We start from the raw sequence: 25,346 nt of genomic DNA, 5'->3' as shown, positions 1-25,346 counted from the left end.
TCATGCCGAAGTGACCAGACCAATGAAAGCGGCCACAAAGCGAGTATGTCATGGAGATCAGCGAGCGCAGTAAACCCAGAAAAACATCGCGTTTATGGACGCTGACAACAGCAGCTTGGGCTCTGCCTGCCGCAGCAATTGCCTGCTCAACATTGGCGATTGGACCAGGAGACGCTCCAATGATCGCCTACAGCTATGACACATCCGCGACAGGCGCAGGCTATGTCGTTATCAACCCCGTAGGTGCGACGCGTGCGTCAATCGTGGACCTCAGTACGGCAAGCTGGAAGAGCCGTTATGGAAGCGTCAGCTTCAACCAGATGGGGCCGGGTATGCCGACTGCGGGCATGAACACCGCCGGGCTGTTCATTTCGCTGATGTGGAATGACGCGGTCCAGTTTCCAAAAGCGGCGGACAGTGACATCGTCAATGAACTCGAACTGATCCAGCGTGTGCTTGACCAGGCAGCAATGGTTGAGGATGCCGTGCGCCTCGTTCAGAATGCAAGTGTTCAAGCCTGGAGCCGCATCCATTACTTTATTGGGGACAGTACCGGACGGACTGCCGCCCTACTGCCAACAGCCAACGGCCTGGTCGTCCGCGTTGATGAGAATATGCCGATACGCGCACTCACTAATTCCAGCTATGACGACCTGCTTGAGGCATTATCCAACTATGCGGGTTTCGGCGGGACGGAACCGCTACCAACGCGTGTGGAAACGCCAAATCCCAACAGCCTTGAACGGTTCATCTTTGCGGCGTCGGCGTCCCGGAATAACGCGCCGGTCGACACCCGGGACGGGTTTGCGGCCCTGGAGGCTGTAGAGAACCCGGAAACACGCTGGCAGATTGTCGGCGAACCGGGCACAGGCGTGATTGCGTTCCGACTGCCCGGCGGCGATCAGCAGTGGCGCATTAACACGGCGGAGATCGACTATTCCTGCATGCCAACACCACTTGCGCAGAGTCTGGGGAACCTTCCGGCCTCGGACATGGAAGTACGTTTCCAACCGCTTGATAGGGATCAGTTGACGGAAACGCTTGCTGAAGTGTTGGAGGGTTTCTCGGACACAATTGGCTTACCCCTGGAACTGGCCCGGCCCATCGCTAATGCGCAGTTCAATGCGTTGGTTTGTAGCGACTGAGGAGACAGAACGTAGCAAGGCAGTCGAGATCAGTGACGGGTTGTCGAAGGCGCACTCTTGGTAGTGCAGCCATTGACACAACTTGCAGTATCGGTCACGTCGGGCTCTGAGTGGTCGCTGGGCCAACTGCAGCATCGCCTTCACCACGCAGTCTATCTTTCGACCCATTGACGTAGTCGTCTCTATTACAACGGAGACTTGGACCAATCACTGGTCTTCCGACAAACCTATTGCCGCGATCAATGCGATAAGCTTCCACTTATCGCTTTGGAATATTGAACGTCCGCTTATCGGCTGCCTAGTGTGGGTCTCGCATCCGCAGCCAACGTCGGCTTCCCGCCCTTTAGTGCAAACAACTGGACTTCCGATCGCAAGGAAGCGGTACTGACGACGGTCGAGATTCGCCCGGGTGCACCCGGGCTCCACTCAGTACAGGGCGCAGGATCAGCCTGTGTCCGCAAAGTGGAGATATCAATGACACCTTCATCAGATCCTGAAATCAAAACACCGCCCGCCAAACCCGTTCGGAACAACCTGACGCGTCAGCAACAGTTGCAGAAGCTGCTGTCCCGCAAGGCCGGTGCCACGATTGCGCAGATGCAGAACACCTTTGGATGGCAACCACATTCTGCGCGCGCGGCGATTTCGATGATGCGCAAGGCGGGACATACTGTTGAGCGATCAGGATCTGACAAAGGTACGGTCTATCGGATTGTGAAGGAGGCGTGAGCATTAAGGATGCAAGCTCTACTATTCGCGATCTTACGAAAGTACTCGCTGACATCGAAAACCTGGACCGCTCTGGCTGCCTTGATCAGTGGCGGGACGTGTTCGATCGGCCTCCGCCGAAACACCTGTCACCACAGTTCATGAAGCGGGTGCTGATTTGGGAGTTGCAGAACCGGGAATTGGGCGGGTTGTCGGTGAAGACAGAACGCCAACTGCAGCAAATCGCGTTGGGAAAAACGCCGCCTCCTAGTCTGAAGCCGGGATCACATCTGGTGCGGGAATGGAACGGACGTACCTATCAGGTTGAAGTGGTTGATCGCGGGTTCGTCATGGACGGCAAAACGTGGCGGTCCCTGTCGGCCATAGCAAAGCACATCACCGGAGCGCACTGGTCCGGGCCGCGCTTCTTCGGGGTTCGGTGATGCAACGTATCCGTTGTGCCATTTACACGCGGAAAAGCTCGGAGGAGGGGTTGGAGCAAAACTTCAATTCGCTGGATGCCCAGCGGGAAGCTTGTGAAGCCTATGTTGCCAGTCAGAAGCATGAGGGATGGGAATTACTGCCGGATCACTATGACGATGGCGGTATCTCGGGCGGCCATCTTGACCGCCCGGCGCTGCAGCGACTGATGCAGGCTGTTGATGACAAGCGTGTGGATCAGATTGTTGTTTATAAGATTGACCGGCTGACGCGCTCGCTTGCTGACTTCGCAAAGCTGGTCGACCGTCTCGACGCGGCAGACGCGTCTTTTGTGTCCGTTACCCAGTCCTTTAATACGTCCACTAGTATGGGTCGCCTGACACTCAACGTGCTGCTCAGCTTCGCTCAGTTCGAACGGGAAGTCACCGCTGAACGTATCCGGGACAAGATCGCCGCCTCGAAGCGCAAGGGTCTTTGGATGGGCGGGAACGTTCCACTTGGGTATCAGGCTGACGGCCGGACGCTCAAAATCGACGAAGAAGAAGCTGAGATGATCAGGACGCTTTACGATCTCTATCTGGAGCATCAGACCATTCTGGATGTGAAGGAGCAGGCGGAGGCACTGGGGCTTCGGTCCCGGAGACGGGAACGCCCGGGTGGACGCGTGACAGGTGGTAAGTTCTTTGGCCGCGGACACATCCATCATTTGCTCAGCAATCCGATCTATGCTGGTGGCATTCGACACAAGGGTCAGATTTATGAGGGGCAGCATCCTGCCATCATCGACCCGGCGGTGTGGGAGCGGGTGCAGCAGCTATTGACGGATGGCGCAGCAAGGGAGCGCGGCGTTAAGCAGAAAGCAAAACGATCAGCACTGGCCGGAAAGCTCTATGATGAGACCGGAGATCGGCTGACGCCCAGCCATAGTCGCAAAAATGGGAAGCGGTTGCGGTACTATATCTCTGGTCGTCTGGTGACGGATCGCAGTCAGAAGCATCCGGATGCGTGGCGGCTGCCGGCAGAGCAACTTGAATGCCTCCTGGCTGAAGTGGTCAGACAACACCTAAGCCGACCGAACGCGGTGACATCAATGGTACGGGATATGTCTGCGGCCGAGATTGCTTCAGCAGTGGATCTCCTCAGAGATTGCCGGTCTGTCAGGACATGCCTCGGCCTGATTGCGCGGGCAGATCTGCGACAGGGGTCCCTGAATGTGCAGCTGGACCTCCAGGCACTGGCCCGGATGATCGAGTGCAGAGCGGATCAGGTTGATGCCGAGGAACTAACAATTGAAGCTCCATTCCAGATGCGCCGCAGAGGTGTGGAGCTGAAACTGCATCTTGGCGATGCACCGCCTGAGATCGATCAAACACTTGTCTGCAACATCATCAAGGCGCGCCACTGGTTGGCGATGATCATAGATGGCAGAACGTTCTCTGAAATCGCTGAGGCGGAAGGCACCTCCAAACGCCGCGTTCAGGATGTGGTTGATCTCGCAATGCTGGCGCCTGACATTCTGGATGCCATCGCTGCAGGCGAGCAACCTGACGGCCTGACCACGGATCACTTGATCAAGTCCGGCTTCCCAGCGATCTGGTCAGATCAGAACAAGCAGTTCGCTGCGCTCTGATCGACAGACTTTTCCAAACACACCAAACTCGTACCGTCGGAATCGCGAACTGAGACTGCGGCCGGAAATCGGCTATTGTTGCGCTCACCTTCGCGTCTCAGCTCAAATCGTCAAAAGCTAAGCCCCTGAAAATTAGACACAATCTGCGCCCAAACATTCAGTGTGTGACCTAATGGAAAATCATGGCTGGGGTGGTAGGATTCGAACCTACGATACACGGTACCAAAAACCGCTGCCTTACCACTTGGCTACACCCCAACGGTGAGCGGCTGTCTACGATTGTTGCTGGCGGGGTTCAAGAGGTTTTTAGGCAAAAAAACCGGCTCCTAAAAATTTATCCGTCGTATGCATCATCGCGTTTCCAGCAAAACGGCTCCGCTGCGCTGGCCAGCTTGGACAAGATCGTGGGCCTGTGCGCAGTCGGTTAGAGGCAGCACGTCTTGAATGGGGCATTTCAAAGCATCATCCGTAAGTGCCGTGTGCAATTGTTTGATCGCTGCGGTGCGGAGTTTGTGGGGGAGCAGGTAGATCAGAATGACCTCTAGCGTGACTGCTTTGAACATCAACGGGTAGAAGGGTAGTGTTGGGGTCATGTCTTTGGCAGAGCCGAAGGCATTGATGCGACCGTTTTCGGAAATGACGGCTATGTTGGTTTCAACGTTTTGGCCGAACTCGACATCGACAATGCGATCTATCGGCTGGCCTTTGTTTGCATCAAGGATGTGTTCAGCCAGATCGGCGTCGGCATAGTCGATCACGGTGTCGGCGCCTGCCGCTTGCACGCGGGCAAAATCGCGGGGGTTTGCGGTGCTTATGACCTTGGCACCACCCCATTTTGCTAGCTGAACGGCCAGGTAACCCACGGTTCCTGCACCACCGTGTATCAGCACGGTTTGGCCTGAGATTTCTCCGCCCGAGAACACCGCATGGCTGGCGGTCAACCCGGGTATACCCAACACAGCGCCCGTTTGAAACGAGACAGAGCAGGGCAGTGGCACCGCCTGGTCTGCGGGCAGAGTGATCTGCGTAGCCGCAGTCCCATAAGGGCGCTGCCACTGGCCGTTCCAGACCCAGACCCGCTGCCCGATGCGCATGGTGGGCACGCCGTCTCCGACCGCGGAAATGATACCAGCCCCATCGCTATGGGGCACGATCTTAGGATAGGGCGGTTTGGTCACGCCCGGTCTGGCACCGGCCCGCGCTTTGATGTCGGACGGGTTCACCCCGGAATAGGCCAGATCGACTGTGACATCTCCGGGCTGCGGTGCCTCAGGCGGTAGATCCTCTAGCTTCAGCACATCTTCGGCTGGTCCGAAGGCGGAATAGGTAATGGCTTTCACGGTGATTCCTCTGACTTTGGGGCAGCTTAGCCGCGCTAGATCAGAGTTCCAGAGGATTCCCTTTGACAGGTGCCAAGCTAAGCCCACTGGAAGTGGCCTAGCTATTCCCTGATCTCGGCGGGATCGACGCCCCAAAGGTTCGATTTCAGTGTCCAGCCGCGATAGCCACCTGCGGAAATTCGGCACCAATCCAGCGAACAACTGCCAAGACGCGCAACCACGCCGGTTTCGAAATGGGCGTTGATGGGGGCGTTGGGGTCGGGTCGGGCGTATACGGGCAACATCTCGGATTCGATCAGCACCGTGCGCACGCCAGACAGCAGCGCATAGTGAACCCAGCCGCCCGCACCGTCGCGGTCCTGGACCTTGCGCCAGTTTCCATATTCCGCCGTGATTTGCAGGGGCATCCCACGCCGTTTGAAGACCCAGTCGATGCGGTGGGTCAGCGACGGACCCCGGCGGACATTGCCTTCGGCTGCTTTCATCGAGACATAACGGGGCAGGGGCAGATTCGTAACCTGGCCGCGATTGTCCTCTGCGGCGGCCACAATGGGACTGAGCGCTACGAGGAACGCGGTTAGGATCGCCAAACAACGGCGTTTCACCGGTAGAGGACCACTCACTGACTGCCTGCTCTTGTGCCTGTTGATCTGCTTTCGAAAAAAGGTCGACTCAATGCCTTTGGGGTTCTTGTGCCCCGCCTTATCCTGAGCCACGATGCCACGGAGCGCGCGTGAATGCAAAGCAGTGGGAGGGCCGAGGTGCCAAGTGAACGTCTGAGTGTTGTTGTAACGCGACGGTTGCCCGAAGCGGTCGAGACGCGGCTGAGTGAGCTGTTCGATGTCCGTTTGCGCGATGATGATACGCCCATGACCCGGGATGATCTTGTGGCAGCCGTGAAAGAGGCGGATGTGCTCGTGCCGACCGTAACCGACACGATCGATGGCGGTGTATTGGGGCAGGCGGGGGATCAACTGCGTCTGATTGCGAATTATGGTGCCGGTGTTGACAATATTGATGTGGCGACTGCCCGTCAGCGCGGCATCCTGGTGTCGAACACGCCAGGTGTTCTGACCGACGATACAGCCGACATGACAATGGCGCTGATTCTAGCGGTCACGCGGCGCATTCCCGAGGGTCTGGGCGTAATGCAAAAGGGAGATTGGGCAGGCTGGGCCCCGACGGCCCTGCTGGGTGGTCGGATCGGCGGTCGGCGCCTTGGCATTCTGGGCATGGGCCGGATTGGGCAGGCGGTTGCGCGCCGCGCCGGTGCCTTTGGGATGCAGGTGCATTATCACAATCGCCGCCGCCTACGGCCCGAGACCGAACAGGCGCTGGAGGCGACCTATTGGGAAAGCCTGGACCAGATGGTGGCACGGATGGATGTGATCTCGGTCAATTGTCCGTCGACCCCATCTACTTTTCATCTGATGAATGCGCGGCGTTTGAAGCTGATGAAACCCTCGGCCGTGATCGTGAATACTTCTCGCGGTGAAGTGGTCGATGAAAACGCCCTGACCCGCATGATCCGCGCGGGCGAGATCGCTGGAGCGGGTCTGGATGTCTATGAACACGGCACCGATGTGAACCCGCGTCTGCGGCAATTGCCGAATGTCGTCCTGTTGCCGCATATGGGCTCGGCCACGCTGGAAGGGCGGATCGAGATGGGCGAGAAGGTGATTATCAACATCAAGACGTTCGAAGATGGGCACCGCCCACCGGATCAGGTTGTGCCCGCTATGCTATGAGGTTTTGGAGGTTGGCCAGTGACCGAGGTCCATAAAGCCGGTTGCCGCTGTGGCGTGGTGCGGGTCACTGCCAAGGGCCCTCCGCTGCGGGTTGGTTTATGTCATTGCCTTGATTGCCGAAAGCATCATGGTGCCTTGCTCTATGCTGCCGCCATTTTTCGCCATGATTGTGTGCAGATCAGCGGGGAAACTCGCAGCTACGAGGGGCGCTTTTTTTGCCCGGTCTGTGGGTCGCCGGTGTTTGCCAAAACAGATGACGAGGTAGAGGTGCACCTGGGTAGTTTTGATGAGGTCGATCAGTTCAAACCAAGCTACGAATGCTGGGCGATCCGGCGTGAAAGCTGGCTGCCGGAATTTGATGGCCTGCAGCGATACGACAGGGATCGTGTGGATGCTGGTTCGGATTGACAAGACCTGATACGGCGGAACTCTGCCGTTGGTTTGTGCGATATCAACCTTTGATTGCGGCTTTCCGGTCGTCTGTACAGTGTTGAAAGCAATAGTAGAATTGGAGGATAAGATGCGTTTCGGTCGAATTTCAGGGCTCGTTGTTTCAACGTTTGCGTTCACGGCGCCTGCTTTTGCGCAGGAAACGGCAGATGCAGTTGCGCCCGAAGGGGCGTCAGAAGGGCAGGTTCAGGCCTTGACCGAGGAGGTCATCGCAGCCGTCGAGGCGAAACTGGCTGGTGTTCCGGTACAATCCGAAAACTGGATGGTTGCTGCTGCTAATCCGCTGGCAGTCGAGGCCGGGGGCAAGATCTTGCGCGCCGGAGGATCGGCGGCCGATGCCATGGTCGCAGTGCAAGTTGTGCTAGGTCTGGTCGAGCCGCAGTCATCGGGTTTGGGCGGCGGGGCCTTCTTGGTTTGGTACGATGCAGCCTCGGATCAGATGACCACCCTGGACGGGCGCGAAACTGCGCCGCTGGCGGCAACGCCAACACTGTTTCATGACGAAAACGGCGAGCCCCTCAAATTCTTTGATGCGGTAGTCGGCGGGCTATCCGTTGGCACGCCTGGAACGCCCGCGCTGCTGGAAGAGGCGCATCGCCGCTGGGGGCGGTCACCTTGGCCGGGGTTGTTTACCGATGGCATCCGATTGGCGGATGAGGGGTTTCTGGTCTCGCCGCGCCTTGCCGCGCTGGCTGCCAATGATGCTGAACGATTGGCACGTTTCCCTGCTGCGGCAGAATACTTCTTGCCGGGTGGTGAACCGTTGCAGCAAGGCCTTCGGTTGATGAACCCCGACTATGCCGAAACGCTGCGTGTACTGGCAGCGGACGGGGCTGCAGGGTTCTATGGCGGTGATATCGCGGCGGGGATCGTGAACACGGTTCGAACTGCCCCGGGGAACCCGGGTGTTCTGTCGGGCACTGATCTGGCGCTCTATCAGGTGATCGAGCGTGAACCCGTTTGCGCCACATATCGCTCTTACGAGGTGTGCGGCATGGGGCCGCCGTCATCCGGAGCACTGACCGTTGGGCAAATCCTGGGCATGCTGGACAGTTATGATCTGGCGGCGATGGGGCCAGAAAGTGTCGAAGCCTGGCGGCTGATCGGTGAAGCCTCACGCCTCGCCTTTGCTGATCGGGGGCGGTACATGGCCGACAGCGATTTTGTCCCGATGCCAACCGAAGGTCTGGTTGATCCAGCCTATCTGGCAGAACGTGCCGATCTGCTGAACGCCGAGAGCGCGTTGATCGATGTTGCACCCGGCAACCCCGCCTTCGATCACGCGGCAAACTGGGCGGACGATGTTTCGCTAGAATTGCCCTCGACCTCGCACATCTCGATTGTGGACAGCTATGGCAATGTTTTGTCGATGACCACAACCATCGAAAACGGCTTTGGTTCGCGCTTGATGACCAACGGTTTCCTGCTCAATAACGAACTGACGGATTTCTCGTTCAGAACTCATAACAACGGTGTTCCCATCGCTAACCGGTTGGAGCCGGGCAAGCGTCCGCGGTCGTCCATGAGCCCAACCATTGTGATGCAGGACGGTGCCCCGGTTCTGGCCATCGGATCACCCGGCGGCAGCCGGATTATCGGCTATGTGGCCAAATCGATCATTGCCTGGGCTGATTGGGGAATGGACGTACAACAGGCGGTGTCCCTGCCGCATCTGGTCAACCGGTTCGGCACTTATGATGTGGAATTGGGCACCGCAGCCGAGGGCTATGTGGACGCCCTGACCACATTGGGATTCGAAGTGAGCCCGCGTGACCTGACCTCGGGCTTGCATGCCATCGAGATCGGCGAGCAGCTGAGCGGTGGCGCGGATCCACGGCGCGAAGGGATTGCGTTAGGCGAATAAGCTAGGGGCTTGTACGGATCATTCAGGCCTTTTAGTCATAGCTAAAAGGCCTGAATGCCGTTTGATGAACAGGGGTTGGATATGGTGCAGGCGACAGCTTTGCCGCGCAACGAAGCTGGGATTGAAACCGCAGTTGGAATTCTGAAACAACGATTTGGCGACCGGCTGCAAACCGGGGGCGCGATCCGCGAACAGCATGGTCATACCACGACCTGGATCGTCAATCAGAGCCCAGATGCGGTGGTCTTTCCCGCCTCAACGGCTGAAGTATCCGAAATCGTCACGATTTGCGCGACGCATAAAGTGCCCGTGATCCCCTTCGGCACCGGCACCTCGCTGGAAGGGCATGTGAATGCGCCTGCGGGGGGAGTGTGCGTGGACCTGATGCAGATGAATAAGGTGATCGCCGTCAATGCCGGCGATCTGGATTGCGTTGTTCAGCCGGGCGTAACCCGTGAGGACCTGAATACCCATCTGCGTGATCAGGGCTTGTTTTTCCCAATAGATCCGGGGGCCAATGCCTCGCTTGGTGGTATGGCCGCGACACGCGCCTCGGGCACCAATGCGGTGCGCTATGGCACAATGCGGGACAATGTACTGAGTCTTGAGGCGATCATGCCTGACGGGCAGGTGATCCGAACCGGCAATCGTGCCAAAAAATCATCCGCGGGCTATGATCTGGCCCGATTGCTGATTGGGGCGGAAGGGACGTTGGGCATCATCACCGAACTCACCCTGCGCCTGCATGGCATCCCCGAGGCGATCAGCTCGGCCCGCTGTTCCTTTCCAAGTGTTGATGCCGCGTGTCAGGCCGTAATGATGACCATCCAATACGGCATCCCGGTTGCGCGTATCGAATTGCTGGACGAGATGTCAGTTCGTGCAGCCAACGCCTATTCCGGCCTGACCCTGCCTGAAACACCCCTGTTGTTGCTCGAATTCCATGGCTCAGAAAACGGGGCTGCCGAACAGGCGGCGACCTTCGGTGACATCGCAGGCGAATTTGGTGGCGTGGACTTTGCGGCAACGTCCACAACCGAAGAACGCAACAAACTATGGCAGGCGCGACATGATATGTACTGGGCCTGCTTGCAATTGCGCCCTGGCGCACAAGGCATATCAACAGATGTTTGCGTTCCGATCTCTCGGCTGGCCGAGGCGGTTGGCGCAGCGCAGGACAAGGCCGCAGAACTTGGTCTGATCGCCCCGATTGTTGGCCATGTTGGTGATGGGAACTTCCACACTCTTCCTCTGATCGACATGAACAATCAGGCCGAAGTTGCCAATGCTGATCAATTTGTCAGTTGGCTGAACGACCTGGCAATTTCGATGGACGGCACCTGCACCGGCGAACACGGGATCGGGCAGGGCAAACGCCCCTATCTGGTCAAGGAGCTTGGGGCGGCAACGCAGTACATGTCGGCGATCAAAGCTGCGCTGGACCCATACGACATCATGAACCCCGGAAAGATTGTTCCGAGCCAGTAGCTGGATTGAGGCCCAGACAGTGGCCGAGCCGAGGCGGCCGATGGCCGTTTTTCGACCTTGAATTCATCTGCGGGTCGTTTTTTTCTTATCACCGGTCGGATGAATGTCGCGCTGCCCCCCTGAACTGCGCCATATGGTGTCAACTGAATTCAAGGGGAGACGCCCGGTTATGAAAACCCAAGTCAAAGCACTGGTTGTTGGCGGCGGTGCCGTCGGCACCTCGATTGCCTATCATCTGGCCAAAGCAGGCTGGGACGATGTGATGCTGATCGAACGGGATGAGCTGACCTCGGGCTCGACCTGGCACGCGGCGGGCCTGCTGCCGCTGTTCAACATGTCGTATGCAACGACCCACATCCACAAATACTCGGTCGATTTCTACAAGACGCTTGAGGAAGAGACCGGCCTGAACGCCGGCTTCGCTGTGGTTGGCAACCTGCGCATGGCGCAGACGCAGGAGCGTATGGATGAATACATGCTCTACGCGTCCACAGCGGAAACCTGTGATGTTGCGTACGAGTGGCTGACCCCCGACCAGATTAAGGAACGCTGGCCGCTGATCGAAACTTCAGACCTGAAAGGTGCGATTTACCACACTGAAGATGGCTACATTAACCCTGCCGATGTCACGCAGGCGATGGCAAAAGGGGCCCGTCAGCGGGGCGTCGATATTGTTCGCAAGATGCAGGCCGACGCCTTCCACTGGAACGGCACCCATTGGGAAGTCACCTGCACCAAGATGGTCGAAAAGGGTGGCAACCTCATCCCGTCAGGCGAGCAGGTGGTTATCACAGCTGAGCATGTCGTGACCGCATCGGGCAACCACGCGCAACGCACCGCCAAGATGCTGGGCATCAAGATGCCCGCGATCCCGGTCGAGCACACTTTCATCGTCATGGACAAGGACCCTGAATTGGTCAAATGGCGCGAAGCGGGCAACCCCGAGCACCCGGTTGTGCGTGACGCCGACAATGAATCCTACGCGCGTGAAGAACGCGGCGGCTGGATTCTGGGCATCTACGAACATGGCGCGCCTGCGCAGTTTGAACACGGCGTTCCAGACAGCTTCCGCGCGGATCTATTCCCGCTGGATCTGGATCGGATTGCCGATCAGTACATGGCGATGGCTGAGCGTGTTCCTTCTTGCGCTGAATCTGGCCTGAAAGACGATTTCAACGGCCCGATCTGCTATACCCCGGACGGCAACCCGCTGGTTGGTCCGGCTCCGGGCCTGCGCAACATGTGGCTGGCCGAGGGTTTCTCGTTTGGTATCACTGCCGCTGGCGGCACCGGCTACTATCTGGCGCAGATGATGGTGGATGGCGAAGCCGAGATCGACATGGCCTCGCTGGATCCCAAGCGTTACTCGTCGAACTGGATGACCACCGAGTTCGCGGCGCGCAAGAACGAAGAGTGCTATGAGCACGTCTACATCCTGCACCACCCCGACGAAGAGCGTGAGGCCTGCCGTCCGCTGCGGACCGTTCCGGCCTATGACAGGCAGAAGGCGCGCGGTGCGCAGTTTGGTTGGGTGAATGGCTGGGAACGTCCGAACTACTATGGCCCGCTGGATGCAGCGGACAATTTCGATAAGGAAAGCCGCAGCTTCCGCCGCGGCGGTTGGTGGCAGTACGCGGTCGAAGAGGCCAAAGCGATCCGCGAAGGCGTTGGCCTGATCGATGCGTCGGCCTTCACCAAGCATGTCGTCAAAGGCCCCGGTGCCACCCAGTTCCTGGATTGGTTCACCTGCAACAAACTGCCCAAGGTCGGACGCATCAACCTGACCTATGCGCTGACCTCGCACGGCACCACCCGCACCGAATACACCATCGTTCGCAATGGCGAGAATAATTACTACATCGTCTCTGCCGGTGCGTGGACCGAGTATGACGCCGACTACCTGCGCAAGGCGGCCGAGGACAAGATGGAGGAGTTCGGTTACATCGAGATCCAGGACGTGACCACTCAGTGGGGCGTCTTCGCTATTGCCGGGCCCAAGTCGCGTGACGTTCTGAAAGAGGTTATCAAGGACGCCGATCCGGAAACCGCTCTGTCCAACAAGCGCTTCCCTTGGCTGTCGGCGCGTCAGATCGAACTGGGTATGTGCCCTGTGAACGCGATCCGTGTGGCTTATACCGGTGAGCTGGGTTGGGAACTGCACCACCCGATCGAAATGCAGAACTACCTGTTCGATCTGCTGGAAAAGGCGGGTGAGAAGCATGGTATGAAGCTGGTCGGCGCGCGCGCCCAGAACTGGTTGCGACAGGAGAAATCCTATCGCGCCTTCGGTACCGAACTGGGACGCGACGCGACCCCGTTGGAAGCCGACCTGCCGCGCTTTGTCGACCTGTCGAAAGACTTTTACGGTAAGGCCAAGCTGGAAGAGACCGGCGTGCGCGTGAAATGCTGCACTCTGCTGATCGACGGACCGGAAGATGCCGACCCGTGGGGCCGCGAGGCGCTCTATACGCCGGAAGGCACACGCGTGGGTCGTCTGACCTCGGGCGGTTACTCGGTGGCGTTCGAGAAATCCATCGGTATGGGTTATGTGACGCCTGAACTGGCGGTCGAAGGCACCAAGCTGCGGGTCAAGATGCAGGACAAGCTGTGGGATGCAGTCGTGACCTGCGACAGCCCCTACGACCCGAAGAACGAAACCATCCGCAAGGACGGCTGAGCGGTCGAAGAAGAATGGGGCGCCTTCAGCGCCCCATGCCTCCGCCGGAGGCAAGCCTGCTTCAGCAGGCTTTCAGGCCGATCTACTTGATCATTCGGCCTGTTTTTGAGCGACAAAAGCCATGTTATTGGCGGGCATTTCTGTCACTTCGATCAGGTTCAGGCCGCTCACCGCAAGCAAGCGCTCGATATCGGTGTCGTTTTTATACCCAACCTCGGGGTCCTGCTGAACAAGCGCTTCATGAAACCGCTTGTCTCCATCGCTTGTCAGCATGCCATCCCGCATAAAGGGGCCGTAAAGAATAAACCTGCCGTTTGATGAGAGCGTCTTGGCTGTCTCAGAGACAAGCGTGACGGTTTCTTCCCAACTGATCAGATGCAGCAGGTTAATCAAAACGATCAGGTCTTTTGGCCTAAATTGCCGATGCCAACCAGAGCTGGCCGCGTCCAAATGCACGGCGGGCTGAATGTTCGGTTGATCACTGGCATAGGCATCTATGCTCTGACGCCGTTCCGCGTCGATCTCTGTCGGTTGCCAAGACAGCTGAGGTAGCTTCTGCGCAAACGCGCGTACATGCTGACCCGTGCCGCTGGCGATCTCCATGGCCCGGCCTTGTGGCGGTGCCCAACGCGAAACCAGCTCACATAGGACGGCAGCGTTGCGACTGGCAGCGGGTGCAACCAGCTTGCCATCGGTTGATGGCGCGGCGACGCTGGCATTGGGGGGTGGTGTACGTTTGCTCATTTGCGCAGCCGATCCGGTGTTAGCATGTCGATAATCGCCTGCTCGAACGCGGGTCTGTTTCCAACCACAAGATCGGCCACAAACTCAGAAGCGCCCGGCGCGCTTTGGAAACCATATCCGCCTTGCCCGGCGCACCAGATAAATGACCTGTCCTGCGGATCAGGGCCCAGCACCAAAGTTCCATCTGGTGAAAAACTACGCAGCCCGGCCCAGTTTGTTTCAACCCGCGTCACCGGTTCGCTGACCATCTCTTCATAGCGGGCCAACCCCTGGGCCAGCACCATATCGTCGGCATAGGCATCATGCGGGGCAACCAGGTCGGCATCGGCCGGAGACACAAGCAACTTCCCCGCATCCGGTTTGGCGTACCAGGTCTCACCAGCACCAATCATCATCGGCCAGTCTGAAACGTCATGTCCGCCTGGCGCCGGTATGCGTGCCATTGACCGGCGACGGGGTTCCAGGCCGATTGGCGCTATTCCAGCCAGTTGTGCGACCCCGTCCGCCCAGGCACCGGCCGCGTTGATCACGTGTCGTGCTTCAAAAACATCCCGCGCTTCGACCTGCCAGTTGTTGGCTTTGGTGACCGCAGTCACCGGGGATTTAGTGTGAACGTCCCCGCCGTTCTTGCGAATGACCCGTGCAAAATCCTGCAGGAGGCGGTCGGTTTCGATGTCAAAGGCATCGTGGCTGATCCCAGCATAGCCCAGCCGCTTGGGATGCAGGATCGGGATCAATCTGCGCGCATGGCCAACCGATATCTCTTGCATATCCAGGCTGTTGAGGTCTGCCTTGAACATATCTTGCTGATCGGTGCTTGCGACTAGCATCAAGCCGCGTTTTTGCAGATAGCCGCCATCCTGAAGAAACTGACTGCCTGCCTGGTTTAACGCGACCACTGATAGGGGGCCGTAATTTTCCTCGAACAAAGCTGCAGATCGACCTGAGGCGTGATAGCCCAACCCATCTTCGGCTTCGAGCACGGTAACCGACCCATGCGCGGACAGTCTTGCACCAGCGCTCAGCCCGGCGATCCCGCCGCCAATGACAAGGAAATCAATCATGCTCTGCTTTCTGACAAAAGCGGGATCATTGCGGGCTGTGGGGATTTCATGGGCGCTCCTTAAGTTCCAACGCGTCTCGTTGTCAGTTACGTGGACTATAAGCAGCCTTGAATTTGTGCTTCAACCCAGTCAAAGAAGTATCAAATTGAAAAGGAGGGCACAGTGACTGCAGCGGATCTTCATCCAATGGCCACAGGACATATCCCCCGATATGTCGTCGCAGCTGACGGGAGCGATTATCTGTTCTCTGCCATGGTCGTGTTCTTTGTGATCATCGTGGTACTGATTGGCGTGGGGTATCTGACTCTGCATTCGGTTCCGGAAAAAATGGCGCATGAAAACAACCACCCTCAGTTCCAGTTGGTTGGTATTCTGGCGCTGCTTGCCTTGTTTACACATAATGGATTGTTCTGGATTGCAGCCATTTTGGTTGCAGGGTTCCAGTTCCCGGATTTTGCAACGCCGATGAAGAATATCGCAGATGCCATCCGATCTTTGGGGCGGTCACCGGTGCCGGACGCTGTGCCCGAAGCTGCGCAACACGAAGCACCCGTTGCAGAATCCACCGAAACGCGGGAGCAGTAGGCAATGATCGAAACAATGCTCTGCGCCCTGATCACGGTGCTGCCTGATTATCTGTTCCGCCGCTTTGTGCAAGGTAAACGCATCGGGCATGAAATCACCCTGTTCACCATGTGGTACGAACTGCGCTGGGGCTTGACCACCTGCGCCATTCTCGCCCTGACAGTGATTACTACGCTATTCTACTTTCATCCGGCCAGTTCCAATGCCGCTTCCTACTTCCGGACGGTTACCATCCTGCCGCAACTGGGCGGTCGTGTGGCAGAAGTTTACGTGCGCAACAATGAACTGGTGACTGCGGGTCAGCCGATTTTCCGGATCGAGGATTTCACTCAGCAAGCGCAGGTTCAGTCGGCGCATGCGCAAGTGGCTCAGGTCCAGGCCTCGCTGAAGGTGGCAGAAACCGATCTGGCAGAAGCCGATGCAGGTATTGCCGGGGCCCGGGCGGCGCTGGCGCAATCGCTGGAAGACCTTGAGCGCAACACCACGCTGCGCGACGAAGGCTCAAGCGCGGTTCGATTGGCCGAGATTGAGCGGTTGGAAAATCTCGTGGCCGAGCGTGAAGCGCAGGTAACGGCAGCCCAATCCAAGCGGGCAGCAGTTGTTCAACAAATCGAAGAACTGATCCCGGCCCAACTTGCCAGCGCAAATGCGCAGCTGGATGCCGCGATGACCGAGTTGGATAAGACCGTGATCAATGCCGGTGTGACCGGACGTGTAGAACAGTTTGGGTTGCAGGTGGGTGACTATGTCAGCCCGCTTTTGCGGCCTGCGGGTATTCTGGTGCCGTCGCATTCCGGGCATGACCGGTTTCAGGCAGCGTTCAATCAGCTATCTGCACAGGTCATCAAACCCGGCATGATCGGAGAGCTGGGTTGCATGACCAAACCCTTCACCGTAATCCCAACGGTCGTGGTTGAGGTTCAGGACGTCATCCCCTCGGGTCAAATCAGACCATCGGACGAGCTGCGCGATGTGCAGAACAACAAGGTTCCCGGGTCGATACTGGTCTATATGGAGCCGCTTTACAAAGGCATGGCCGACGACATTCCGCCAGGCAGCAACTGTCTGGCGAATGTCTACACGGACAATCATGAGCGGCTTGAGCACGAAGACCTTGGGTTCTGGGAAGGCGCGTTTTTGCATGTCGTCGACACTATTGGTGTGGTGCATGCGGCGGGGCTGCGCCTGCGTTTGATCCTGATGCCGGTCAACACCCTGGTTCTGACAGGGCACTAAGTCTGATCCAGCCCCGGGTCGTTGGCCCAGGGCTGGCCCGGTTATCTAGTTGTTTGCTTCCTCGGTTTGGTCGCCCGGCGTCCCGGTATTCTCTCCCGGTTCCGGGGTTTCAGGTCCGGCTCAATCTGTTTTCTAAACGTCTAAAAAATGGTCGACCTGATAGACCACAAAACCCGGTTTTCTCAGTTTTGTTCCCCAGGGCCTGCACCAATATCCTCTGAGAACGGTATTACAGCCCCCGGATCGCCGGTTACCAGGGACCCCAAATCAGCCCAGCCTTTGAAGAAAAGAGCAGGGCTGTCGTCGATAACGATGTAGCTGTCGGTCAGAGATTGTACATCGGGGCCGTCCAGAACGGTGTAGCTGAAACTGATGTTCTCATCCGACTGTTTGGGGTCGGTCAACTCGACGATGATCGAAACGGGTTTCCCCTCTGACTGCCCGACAAGTGCCGCGTTGGGTGGATCGTCAGCAAAGCTGTCCTGACCTTCCACCCAAGCTTTCAGCAGGTCAGCACTGGGAACGGCCGCCGCGATGCGATGTGGGCGATCCGTAAAGATCACCATGTTTGCATCTGCATCTTTCAGTGTCAGCGTGCCACCCGCCATAGTTGCCGAGCCCGCGTGTTGAACAATCAAATAGCTTTCGGGTTCGGGTTTGTCCTCAGCTGACACCGATAATGGAATGGCAGCTATTGTGAACACAATCAATGAGGATCGAAGAGAATAGTTCATTGGTTTCATCACCTTGTTGCAATTCTGTTGAAAGGTCGCTGGATTCATACAGTGAATCCCATAAGCCTAATCGGGGTTCAACGTATCGCCCTTATACCCATAATCCGCCAAGGGATTAGCCACTGTCAGCAGCGGAGTACCGTTCTGACCAGTAAGATCGTCACCTACACCTACAACAGTATCTAGATCTCCCCACCAAGTTTCATCTATGACCACATAACTCTTCTCAATTTTAACGGCCTCCTGACCCTCCAAAATGACGTAGTTAAATGTAAGATTGCCATCGGCCAATTGGGGATTGGTGATCTCCACAATCAATGACGTCGCTTTGCCGTCAACTTCTCCGATAATTACAGCATTGGGCGGGTCTTCAGCAAAGTCATCATTGCCCTTGTTCCATATCTCGATCAGGCTTGCGGTAGGAATGGCCAGGGCTGCCCGCATTGGGCGATCTGAAAAGGCAATCATATGTTTGTCGATACCTTCGAGTGTCAGCGTTCCATCCGATAGTTTTGCTGATGCTGCGTGCTGAACGAACAGCGCCTTCGCCTCGCTTTCAGCAGACTCGGCAATGGTATAGGTCGCCATGCTGGCTAGTGCCGAAACCAAAACGGTGCCTTTGAGTAACGTGTTCATGGCTTTCCCTTCTCTGGATATCAATTTGTTTGATCCGGATTCATCAACTCTCTGTTGTATCGACGAGCGAGCGAACTGGGTGTTTCGGTTCCATACTTCGTCAGGAAATGACGCTTTACAAGCCGGTATTAACAAATCTTAACTTAGCGCAAAGGCAGAGATGAATTACTGGAGGGTAGAGACATTTTCAGCTGGGCGTTGCTCTAGAAGGCTTAAGGTGCTTACACTTTGGTTAACAACCTGAAATTGCGTTGTGCGCCCTGTAAAGAACAATCTGACGCTTTGACGTCGATCAGAAACAGACACTGAACTGCAGGAGATAAAAGGTGAAAAAACTTCTATTGTCATTTGTTGGAGTAGGCGCGTTGACTGCGTCTGTGGCGCTGGCCGACGACACCGTGCAGAAAAATTATCTGTTCGTTGAATCGGCGGACAAGGTCGAGCTGGTGGATGGCAAGCTTGTCCTGCACGGCGTGGATGATCAGGTGTCTGTCTTTGCAGACCGTCCCTATCGTGATGCGGGCGTTATCTCGATGGCTCACTTCCTAGATGTATGGACGTTTGGTGACGACAGCTTTGAGGCGGACCCGCCAAATGCCGCACTATCGGGTGAAATCGACGGTAAATCTCATGTTGTCATCGTCGAGATTTCTGCGCCCAAGGTAAACGGTGATAAACTCGAATATGCCTACAAAGTCATCGAAGGCGAAGACATCGGAACTATGGACAACGCAGTGATGTTCATCGATGGGTGGTGGAGTGAGTCTTATACTGGTCCCTTTGGCGGCTTGCCGGGAACCGGAGGCTGAGCAAGAAACAAACGCGCGCAACAGGGTAAGCCAAATTTGCGTTCTTACTTTGTGGCTGTTTGATTAAGACTTTCTCATGCTCTCTTGAAACGCGTGACGACCAACGCGAACTTGAGGGGAGTGAATATGTCTTAAGAACCACGTTCTTCGAGTAGAGACTTCCTTGTATTTACCCAAACGCAGAATGCCGCTTAGGGAGTGTGAGATGAAAACCACAGCCAGAATTCTCGGAACAGCAATGATGACTGGTGTGATCGCCACTGCGGTCGTGGCGCAAACGTCAGAGGACAAGAATGCGCCTGAAAGCTTTTTGTTTGTTCAGCATGCAGATGCAGCGACGTTTGTAGGCACAACGCTCACCTTAGAGGGCGCGGACAAAAGCATCATCGTATTTACGGATCGACCTCATCGGGCTGCATCCACTATACCGGTGTCTGAACTTGTAAAAAGATGGGGCGAAGGCGATGATAGTTTTGCCGCCGATCCGCCAAATGCCGCATTGGTTGGCGAAACCGAAAACGGCGATCCCGTATCCCTGATCGTCGAAGTAACCGCCCCGGCGCTCAGCGATGGTGCGATGAGTTATCAATACAGCGTCATCAAAGGCGAAGCTCAAGGGACAATCAAGAACCCCTATGTGGTGATCGATTTGAGCTATTTGGGCTTCAACGTCGCGTCGACGTTATCCACCGTTGACACAGCTGTCGGAATTCCGGCGCCGTCCGGCGAGCTGAACTGGGCGGATACGAATGACTAGGTTTTTTGCAGCAAAACAAGGTACTTACGCTGCGCTAAAGATGCTTCTTTCGAGGATCAAAAAATGAATCAGTACATTAAGCCTTGTTCCATCGCGATTGCCACAGTTGGCTTTGCAACCGCAGTCGTGGCAGAGTCATCCCAAGACTTTACGTCCACGGAAGGCGTTCTCCTTGTACAGCACAGCGACAAGGCCGCGATGTCCGGCGGTGTGCTCACGCTGGTGGGGGCTGACAAGAACCTCATTATGTTCACGGATCGTCCACATCGGGCCGCCGCAGCCATCCCAAGTGAGCATCTGGTCAAAATCTGGAGCGAAGGCGACGATAGCTTCGCTGCCGATCCTCCAAACGCCGCTCTGGTGGGCCAGAAAGACGGCAATCCTGTCTCGTTGGTCGTAGAATTGACAAACCCAAGGACATCAGGTGAGGACTTTGTGTTCGGTTACAAACTTATTGAAGGCGAGGAAGTTAGCGAGATAGATCAGGCCTACATCGTGATTGATGACTGCCTTGTCTGCTATTCTGATTTGGTTCAGTTTGCGACCGGTGATCCTATACCGTACATGATTAACCCAAATGACCCAAAATAACGAATACATCCGGGTCAACTCTTCGGTCTAATTCTTGTGAGGTGAACCTGGGGTTGTGACACGTGGGTAGTTCTAGTTATCTCCAAATGATTGCATAGAATGTATCTAGAATTTGTTGAGGTAATTGGCGGCCTCTTCAGGCTGACGAATTGAAAGATTTACGTTGCGCCACCGAACTCGGGTATGGATAGTGTTTATGCATTCTCGACCAAACTGCCGAGCCCTCGATGACTTCATTTGCCATATTTTTTACCGCTCTTGCTGTGCTTGGTCTCGCGAGCCCTGTCGTCGCGCAATCTGATGATCTAAATCAACCCAGTGTGGTTGTTGCTCTGGCGACAATGCAAGATTTACAAAAACAGGATGAGTTCGTGGGCCGGGTCGTCGCTGATCAAAGTGTCGACCTTCAGGCCAGAGTGGACGGCGTCCTGCAGGAGGTCAACTTCACCGAAGGTGGGTCTGTCAAAAAGGGCGATGTGCTGTTCCGCATCGAGAAAAGGAAATATGCGGCGGGTGTCGATAGCGCTCAGGCTGCTTTGAAAAGCGCTCAGGCTTCTGCACTGAGCGCCAAAACGGAACTCGACCGGCAACAGACACTTTTTGACAAAGGCGATGCTCCCAAATCCGTTCTGGACACAGCGAAGGCGACGTTTGATGAGGCTCAGGCCTCAGTGGATGAGGCACAGGCCGAACTTGAAATCGCGAAAATCGATCTGGACTATACTGAGATCGTCAGCCCTCTGGACGGGCGGATTGGGTTGTCAGTTGTCGACGAAGGCAACATCGTAGACTCGGACAGTGGTGTTCTGGCAACCGTCACAAGCGTTGATCCCATGCTGGTGAGCTTTTTTGTCAGTGAGCCCGTATTGCTGCGCGAACGACGCAATGGATCGATTTCGCCCCAGGGCATCAAACTGGCGACACAGATCACTCTGGCCGACGGTCAGACCTACGATACGGAAGGCAAAGTGATCTACGTGGGCGACAGCGTCAGCCAAGACACCGATACTATCGAGCTAAGGGCAACCTTCTCTAATCCTGACGGATTTCTTATTCCTGGTCAGTTTGTCATCGTCACGCTCAGTGGCTCGGACGACACCAAAGTGTTGACCGTGCCACGCAATGCGGTTCAGTTCGACAAGCAAGGCCATTTTGTATTCTCGGTGGATGACAAAAATACGGTTCACCGGAAAGATATTGAAATCGGCACTCAGACCGCGACCAGAGCCCAAGTGAATTCTGGCCTGAAAGATGGTGATCGGGTGGTCGTTCAGGGGCTGCAGAAAATTCACGACGGATTGGTCGTGCAACCTGTCGATAGTCAGAGTTAGGTCTTGGCTTGATCTCTCACTATTTCATCAATCGCCCGCATTTTGCCGCCGTCGTTGCGATTTTGATGGTTCTTTTTGGGGCGGTCTGCGTTCGGCTCATGCCAATCTCGGAATATCCGAACATTACGCCACCGCAGATATATGTGACCGCGACCTACCCGGGCGCAGATGCGCAAGTCATTCAAGAATCCGTGGCCACGCCCATTGAAGAACGCGTGAATGGGATCGACGGCATGCTGTACATGCAGTCCACAAGTTCGAATGACGGCAGCTATGAACTGAGTGTTTCGTTCGACTTGGGAACAGACCCCAATGTTGCGGCGGTGGAGGTGCAGAACCGCATTGCCCTGGCCAGCGCTGAATTGCCATCCGTTGTGCAACAGCAAGGTATCGAGGTCACCAAACAATCCGGAAACATGATCCTGGTGATCAACCTGACATCGCCTGACGGGTCGCGGGATGAACTGTACCTCAGCAATTACGCGGCCGACTTTTTGCACGATCCTTTGCAGCGTCTACCGGGGGTCGGTGGTGTATCTCAGTTCGGCCAGTTGGAATACAGCATGCGGGTGTGGATCAACCCGGTTCGCATGGCTGCGCTGAATATCACCGCCTCAGAGATTGCTGATGCGATTGAAAGCCAAAACGTTGTAGCCGCCGCCGGCCAAGTCGGAGCCCCGCCATTTGGCGATGCCCGCACAGATTTTCAATTCAAGCTTAGAGCCGAAGGTTTGCTGCGGGATGCAGAAGAATTTGGTCGGATCATCATTTCTACAAGCGACGACGGATCGATCACCCGACTGGAGGATGTGGCACGGATTGAGCTTGGTTCAGCAACCTACGCCGGGTCCTCCCAATTGAACGGCAAGGATACGGCGGCGATTGCGGTGCATCAGGAAAGCACGGCCAACGCGCTGGAGATTTCAGACAGCATCCACAACTTGATGGGCGAGCTTTCAAAGAAGTTTCCCGAAGGGGTCTCATATGAGATCACGTATGACGTTACGGATGCCGTCCGTGTTTCAATCGAAGACCTTCTGAAAACCCTGGCGCTGACTGCAGGTTTGGTGATCGCGGTCACGTTTTTCTTTCTGGCCAGCTTCCGAGCGACCATCGTTCCCGCAATTGCGATCCCTGTCTCACTATTGGGTGCAATCGCATTGATCTATGCGATTGGGTTCAGTGCAAACATGATCACACTGTTTGCTTTGGTTCTAGCTATCACTCTGGTGGTTGATGATGCGATCATCATCATCGAAAACGCCGAACGGATCATGACCGATGAGGGGCTTGAGCCGCGCGACGCGACGCTCAAGGCGATGTCACAGGTCAATCGTCCGATCATCGCGACCACTTTTGTGCTGGCAGCCGTGTTCGTTCCGGTGTGTTTCTTTCCCGGAGTGACCGGAACGATCTACTACCAATTCGCAGCGACGATCATCTTCGCTTTTGTGCTGTCCGCCGTGAATGCGCTAACCTTGGCCCCGGTGCTTTGCGCCATGGTGTTGAAATCGGGTGTGAAGCCGATTGGCCCGTTGCGGTTTGTGCCTGCGGCAGTGTCTTGGATTAGACAGCAGTATATGCGGCTTGTGTCACTAATGCTGCGATACATCGTTGTCTCTTTGCTTGTCTTTGCCGCTTGTGTCGGTGCCACCATTTATTTGTTTAAAACCGTTCCAACCGGCTTGATCCCACAAGAGGACAACGGTGTTTTGTTGGCGGCCATGGCACTGCCGGATGGGGCCTCGCTTCAACGGACCCAGGCTTTTATGTCTAAAGCTGGCGAGGTGATTCAAAAGGCGCCCGGCGTGGAGACCGTTACAACCGTGTCCGGTGCCAGCATGCTGACGGGTGTCCGCTCCAACGCTGGAATGGCGATCATCACGCTCCAGCCATGGGACAAACGCACCAGCCCGGATTTGCATTGGGATGCGATCATGCAGGATCTGGATCGGCAACTGGCCATTCTGCCCGAGGCACAAAGCTACGTGTTTCCCTTTCCAACCATCCACGGGCTTGGATCGACGGGTGGCATCTCGGTCGAGCTTTTGGATCTTGAGCAAGGAGACGGAGCGCAATTGGATTCCGTCATGAATGCATTCGTTACAGCTCTGAATGCCGCGCCGGAATTCGTTCGCGCAAATGGCAGCTTTTCGGGTCAGACTCCACAATACCGCTTGTCTGTCGATCGGGATCGCGCCGAAACGCTCGGCGTAAGCGTCTCGGACATCTTCACCGCATTGCAAGCCAATCTAAGCACCTTCTTCGTGGACAACTTCATCCTGTCGGAGCGGGTCTATTGGGTCGTCATTTCTGCAGATGCACAGTTTAGGCAAACGCTGGATGATGTGGAAAACATCTACGTCAAAAACAGCGCTGGTGAGTCTCTACCCTTACGAAACTTTGTGAGCAGCGAACCGGTTCTCGCACCGGATGCAATCCCGCGATATAACCTGTTCACAGCCGCCTCTGTCAGCGCACAGTTGGCAGACGGTGTCAGCTCGGGCGCGGGCATCCAAGCCATGCAAGAGATTGCTGACAAAACGCTGCCAGACGGCTTTCGGATCGAATGGTCGGGTGTGACCCAGCAAGAGGTCAAGTCTCAGGACATGGTGCCTTACATCATGCTGTCAGCGCTGATTTTGGCCTACCTGTTTCTTGTGGTGTTGTACGAGAGCTGGATACTGCCGCTGTCGATTATCAGCTCAGCCATATTTGCATTGCTGGGCGCGCTAATACCCATCGCCTATTTCCCGTTTCTCACCAGCAACATTTTCGCGCAGATTGGCATGGTGTTGCTGATCGGATTGGCCGCCAAAAAGGCGATTATGGTGGTCGAGTTCGCCAATCAAGAAAGGCAAACGGGGGCTAGCATCCGCGAAGCAGCTTTGAAGGCGGCGGAAATCCGGTTTCGCCCGGTCACGATGACCGGATTGTGTTTCATAGTGGGCGTCTTGCCGCTGGTATTGTCCAGCGGGGCCGGCGCTGCAGCACGTTTGTCCATTGGTTACCCGGTTCTTTTCGGCATGGTGTTGGACAGTACACTGGGTCTCTTGATGATCCCTGTTCTATTCGCGACGTTTCAGTCACTCAAAGAATACTTGATTGAGGCCGCTAAATCACGATAGCTTTCTCTGCCATTTCACCGACGCTGTGTTCCAATGTAGCGAAAGTTCAATCTAGAATTCGTTTGCGAACGCGTCGTATAGAGGTTGCTGCGTTGCACAATAGTTCCTGCGCTAGGGTCAGGATGCATTGATTCCTGCCGCGCCGCGTGATTCACGGCTCCGAAAACGGGGCGGTGATAAAGGCGATCTTTTCTGGCTAAGCGACGAGCAGTTGGCCAAGCTTTCCCCGTTCTTCCCTAA

The 25,346-nt window shown here is 56.2% G+C and carries 22 protein-coding genes and 1 tRNA gene; 16 read left to right on the top strand and 7 right to left on the bottom strand.

The genetic code is table 11. The features are described from left to right. The first annotated feature begins 179 nt into the window (after positions 1 to 179). The 4 genes from ABLN87_RS15300 to ABLN87_RS15285 all read left to right on the top strand — a co-directional run bounded on the left by ABLN87_RS15300 (position 180) and on the right by ABLN87_RS15285 (position 3,924). On the top strand, positions 180 to 1,145 hold the full coding sequence (locus ABLN87_RS15300) for a linear amide C-N hydrolase (RefSeq protein ID WP_353011607.1): 966 nt from the start codon (positions 180 to 182) through the stop codon (positions 1,143 to 1,145). Positions 1,146 to 1,619: 474 nt separating this feature from the next. Next, entirely contained in the window at positions 1,620 to 1,874 is a 255-nt protein-coding gene (locus ABLN87_RS15295; protein WP_353011605.1) for a DUF3489 domain-containing protein, read from the top strand. Further along, entirely contained in the window at positions 1,871 to 2,296 is a 426-nt protein-coding gene (locus ABLN87_RS15290; RefSeq protein WP_353011603.1) for a DUF2924 domain-containing protein, read from the top strand. Before ABLN87_RS15295 ends, ABLN87_RS15290 begins: the two co-directional genes overlap by 4 nt. After that, positions 2,296 to 3,924 carry a recombinase family protein gene (locus ABLN87_RS15285; RefSeq protein WP_353011601.1) on the top strand — a complete coding sequence of 543 codons (1,629 nt, stop codon included), beginning with the start codon at positions 2,296 to 2,298 and terminating at the stop codon, positions 3,922 to 3,924. Before ABLN87_RS15290 ends, ABLN87_RS15285 begins: the two co-directional genes overlap by 1 nt. Before the next feature lie 183 nt (positions 3,925 to 4,107). Here the strand turns inward: ABLN87_RS15285 and ABLN87_RS15280 are convergent. The 3 genes from ABLN87_RS15280 to ABLN87_RS15270 form a co-directional block, all read right to left on the bottom strand. Beyond that, positions 4,108 to 4,182, bottom strand: a tRNA-Gln gene (locus tag ABLN87_RS15280). A 92-nt stretch (positions 4,183 to 4,274) separates the two neighbouring features. Next, a complete protein-coding gene (locus ABLN87_RS15275) occupies positions 4,275 to 5,264 on the bottom strand; it encodes an NADPH:quinone reductase (RefSeq protein ID WP_353011599.1) in 990 nt (329 codons plus the stop codon). 101 nt (positions 5,265 to 5,365) lie between these two features. Next, positions 5,366 to 5,848, bottom strand: a complete 483-nt coding sequence (locus ABLN87_RS15270; RefSeq protein ID WP_417750406.1) for an SH3 domain-containing protein — start codon at positions 5,846 to 5,848, stop codon at positions 5,366 to 5,368. A 177-nt stretch (positions 5,849 to 6,025) separates the two neighbouring features. Between ABLN87_RS15270 and ABLN87_RS15265 the strand changes: the two genes are divergently transcribed. The 5 genes from ABLN87_RS15265 to ABLN87_RS15245 all read left to right on the top strand — a co-directional run bounded on the left by ABLN87_RS15265 (position 6,026) and on the right by ABLN87_RS15245 (position 13,491). Then, a complete protein-coding gene (locus ABLN87_RS15265) occupies positions 6,026 to 7,012 on the top strand; it encodes a 2-hydroxyacid dehydrogenase (RefSeq protein WP_353011597.1) in 987 nt (328 codons plus the stop codon). Between the two features lie 18 nt (positions 7,013 to 7,030). Next, positions 7,031 to 7,420, top strand: a complete 390-nt coding sequence (locus ABLN87_RS15260) for a GFA family protein (RefSeq protein ID WP_353011595.1) — start codon at positions 7,031 to 7,033, stop codon at positions 7,418 to 7,420. 112 nt (positions 7,421 to 7,532) lie between these two features. Then, positions 7,533 to 9,326 (top strand): gamma-glutamyltransferase, encoded by a 1,794-nt coding sequence (gene ggt / locus ABLN87_RS15255; RefSeq protein ID WP_353011594.1) that lies wholly within the window; start codon positions 7,533 to 7,535, stop codon positions 9,324 to 9,326. An 81-nt stretch (positions 9,327 to 9,407) separates the two neighbouring features. Next, positions 9,408 to 10,814, top strand: a complete 1,407-nt coding sequence (locus tag ABLN87_RS15250; protein WP_353011705.1) for an FAD-binding oxidoreductase — start codon at positions 9,408 to 9,410, stop codon at positions 10,812 to 10,814. Positions 10,815 to 10,983: 169 nt separating this feature from the next. Further along, positions 10,984 to 13,491: a GcvT family protein gene (locus ABLN87_RS15245; RefSeq protein ID WP_353011592.1), complete on the top strand. Its 2,508-nt coding sequence runs from the start codon at positions 10,984 to 10,986 to the stop codon at positions 13,489 to 13,491. 90 nt (positions 13,492 to 13,581) lie between these two features. Here ABLN87_RS15245 and ABLN87_RS15240 read toward each other — a convergent pair whose 3' ends face one another. After that, positions 13,582 to 14,235 carry a DUF938 domain-containing protein gene (locus ABLN87_RS15240; protein ID WP_353011590.1) on the bottom strand — a complete coding sequence of 218 codons (654 nt, stop codon included), beginning with the start codon at positions 14,233 to 14,235 and terminating at the stop codon, positions 13,582 to 13,584. Continuing rightward, the gene (locus ABLN87_RS15235; RefSeq protein ID WP_353011588.1) at positions 14,232 to 15,299 is read right to left on the bottom strand and encodes an NAD(P)/FAD-dependent oxidoreductase; all 1,068 of its coding nucleotides are present in this window, start codon (positions 15,297 to 15,299) and stop codon (positions 14,232 to 14,234) included. The genes ABLN87_RS15240 and ABLN87_RS15235 overlap by 4 nt, the downstream gene beginning before the upstream one ends. 186 nt (positions 15,300 to 15,485) lie before the next feature. Here ABLN87_RS15235 and ABLN87_RS15230 point away from each other — a divergent pair, with 186 nt between their 5' ends. Then, positions 15,486 to 15,884: a hypothetical protein gene (locus ABLN87_RS15230; protein ID WP_417750405.1), complete on the top strand. Its 399-nt coding sequence runs from the start codon at positions 15,486 to 15,488 to the stop codon at positions 15,882 to 15,884. 3 nt (positions 15,885 to 15,887) lie between these two features. Beyond that, the gene (locus ABLN87_RS15225) at positions 15,888 to 17,120 is read left to right on the top strand and encodes an HlyD family secretion protein (protein ID WP_353011584.1); all 1,233 of its coding nucleotides are present in this window, start codon (positions 15,888 to 15,890) and stop codon (positions 17,118 to 17,120) included. Positions 17,121 to 17,302: 182 nt separating this feature from the next. On the opposite strand, the gene ABLN87_RS15220 is transcribed toward ABLN87_RS15225, so the two are convergent. Together ABLN87_RS15220 and ABLN87_RS15215 are read right to left on the bottom strand one after the other, a co-directional pair. Beyond that, a complete protein-coding gene (locus ABLN87_RS15220) occupies positions 17,303 to 17,854 on the bottom strand; it encodes a hypothetical protein (RefSeq protein ID WP_353011582.1) in 552 nt (183 codons plus the stop codon). 66 nt (positions 17,855 to 17,920) lie between these two features. After that, on the bottom strand, positions 17,921 to 18,490 hold the full coding sequence (locus tag ABLN87_RS15215; RefSeq protein ID WP_353011580.1) for a hypothetical protein: 570 nt from the start codon (positions 18,488 to 18,490) through the stop codon (positions 17,921 to 17,923). 326 nt (positions 18,491 to 18,816) lie between these two features. Here ABLN87_RS15215 and ABLN87_RS15210 point away from each other — a divergent pair, with 326 nt between their 5' ends. The 5 genes from ABLN87_RS15210 to ABLN87_RS15190 all read left to right on the top strand — a co-directional run bounded on the left by ABLN87_RS15210 (position 18,817) and on the right by ABLN87_RS15190 (position 25,106). Next, positions 18,817 to 19,299 carry a hypothetical protein gene (locus ABLN87_RS15210; protein WP_353011578.1) on the top strand — a complete coding sequence of 161 codons (483 nt, stop codon included), beginning with the start codon at positions 18,817 to 18,819 and terminating at the stop codon, positions 19,297 to 19,299. A 205-nt stretch (positions 19,300 to 19,504) separates the two neighbouring features. After that, entirely contained in the window at positions 19,505 to 20,056 is a 552-nt protein-coding gene (locus ABLN87_RS15205; RefSeq protein ID WP_353011576.1) for a hypothetical protein, read from the top strand. 63 nt (positions 20,057 to 20,119) lie between these two features. Beyond that, positions 20,120 to 20,647 carry a hypothetical protein gene (locus ABLN87_RS15200; protein ID WP_353011575.1) on the top strand — a complete coding sequence of 176 codons (528 nt, stop codon included), beginning with the start codon at positions 20,120 to 20,122 and terminating at the stop codon, positions 20,645 to 20,647. Between the two features lie 227 nt (positions 20,648 to 20,874). Further along, a complete protein-coding gene (locus ABLN87_RS15195) occupies positions 20,875 to 21,978 on the top strand; it encodes an efflux RND transporter periplasmic adaptor subunit (RefSeq protein WP_353011573.1) in 1,104 nt (367 codons plus the stop codon). Positions 21,979 to 21,986: 8 nt separating this feature from the next. After that, entirely contained in the window at positions 21,987 to 25,106 is a 3,120-nt protein-coding gene (locus tag ABLN87_RS15190; protein WP_353011571.1) for an efflux RND transporter permease subunit, read from the top strand. Positions 25,107 to 25,346 lie beyond the last annotated feature (240 nt).

The organism is Ruegeria sp. SCP10 (assembly GCF_040329495.1).
Taxonomy (GTDB): Bacteria; Pseudomonadota; Alphaproteobacteria; order Rhodobacterales; family Rhodobacteraceae; genus Ruegeria.
The sequence above is the reverse complement of the archived record's forward strand: the minus strand, read 5'-3'. Positions and strand labels throughout refer to the sequence as shown.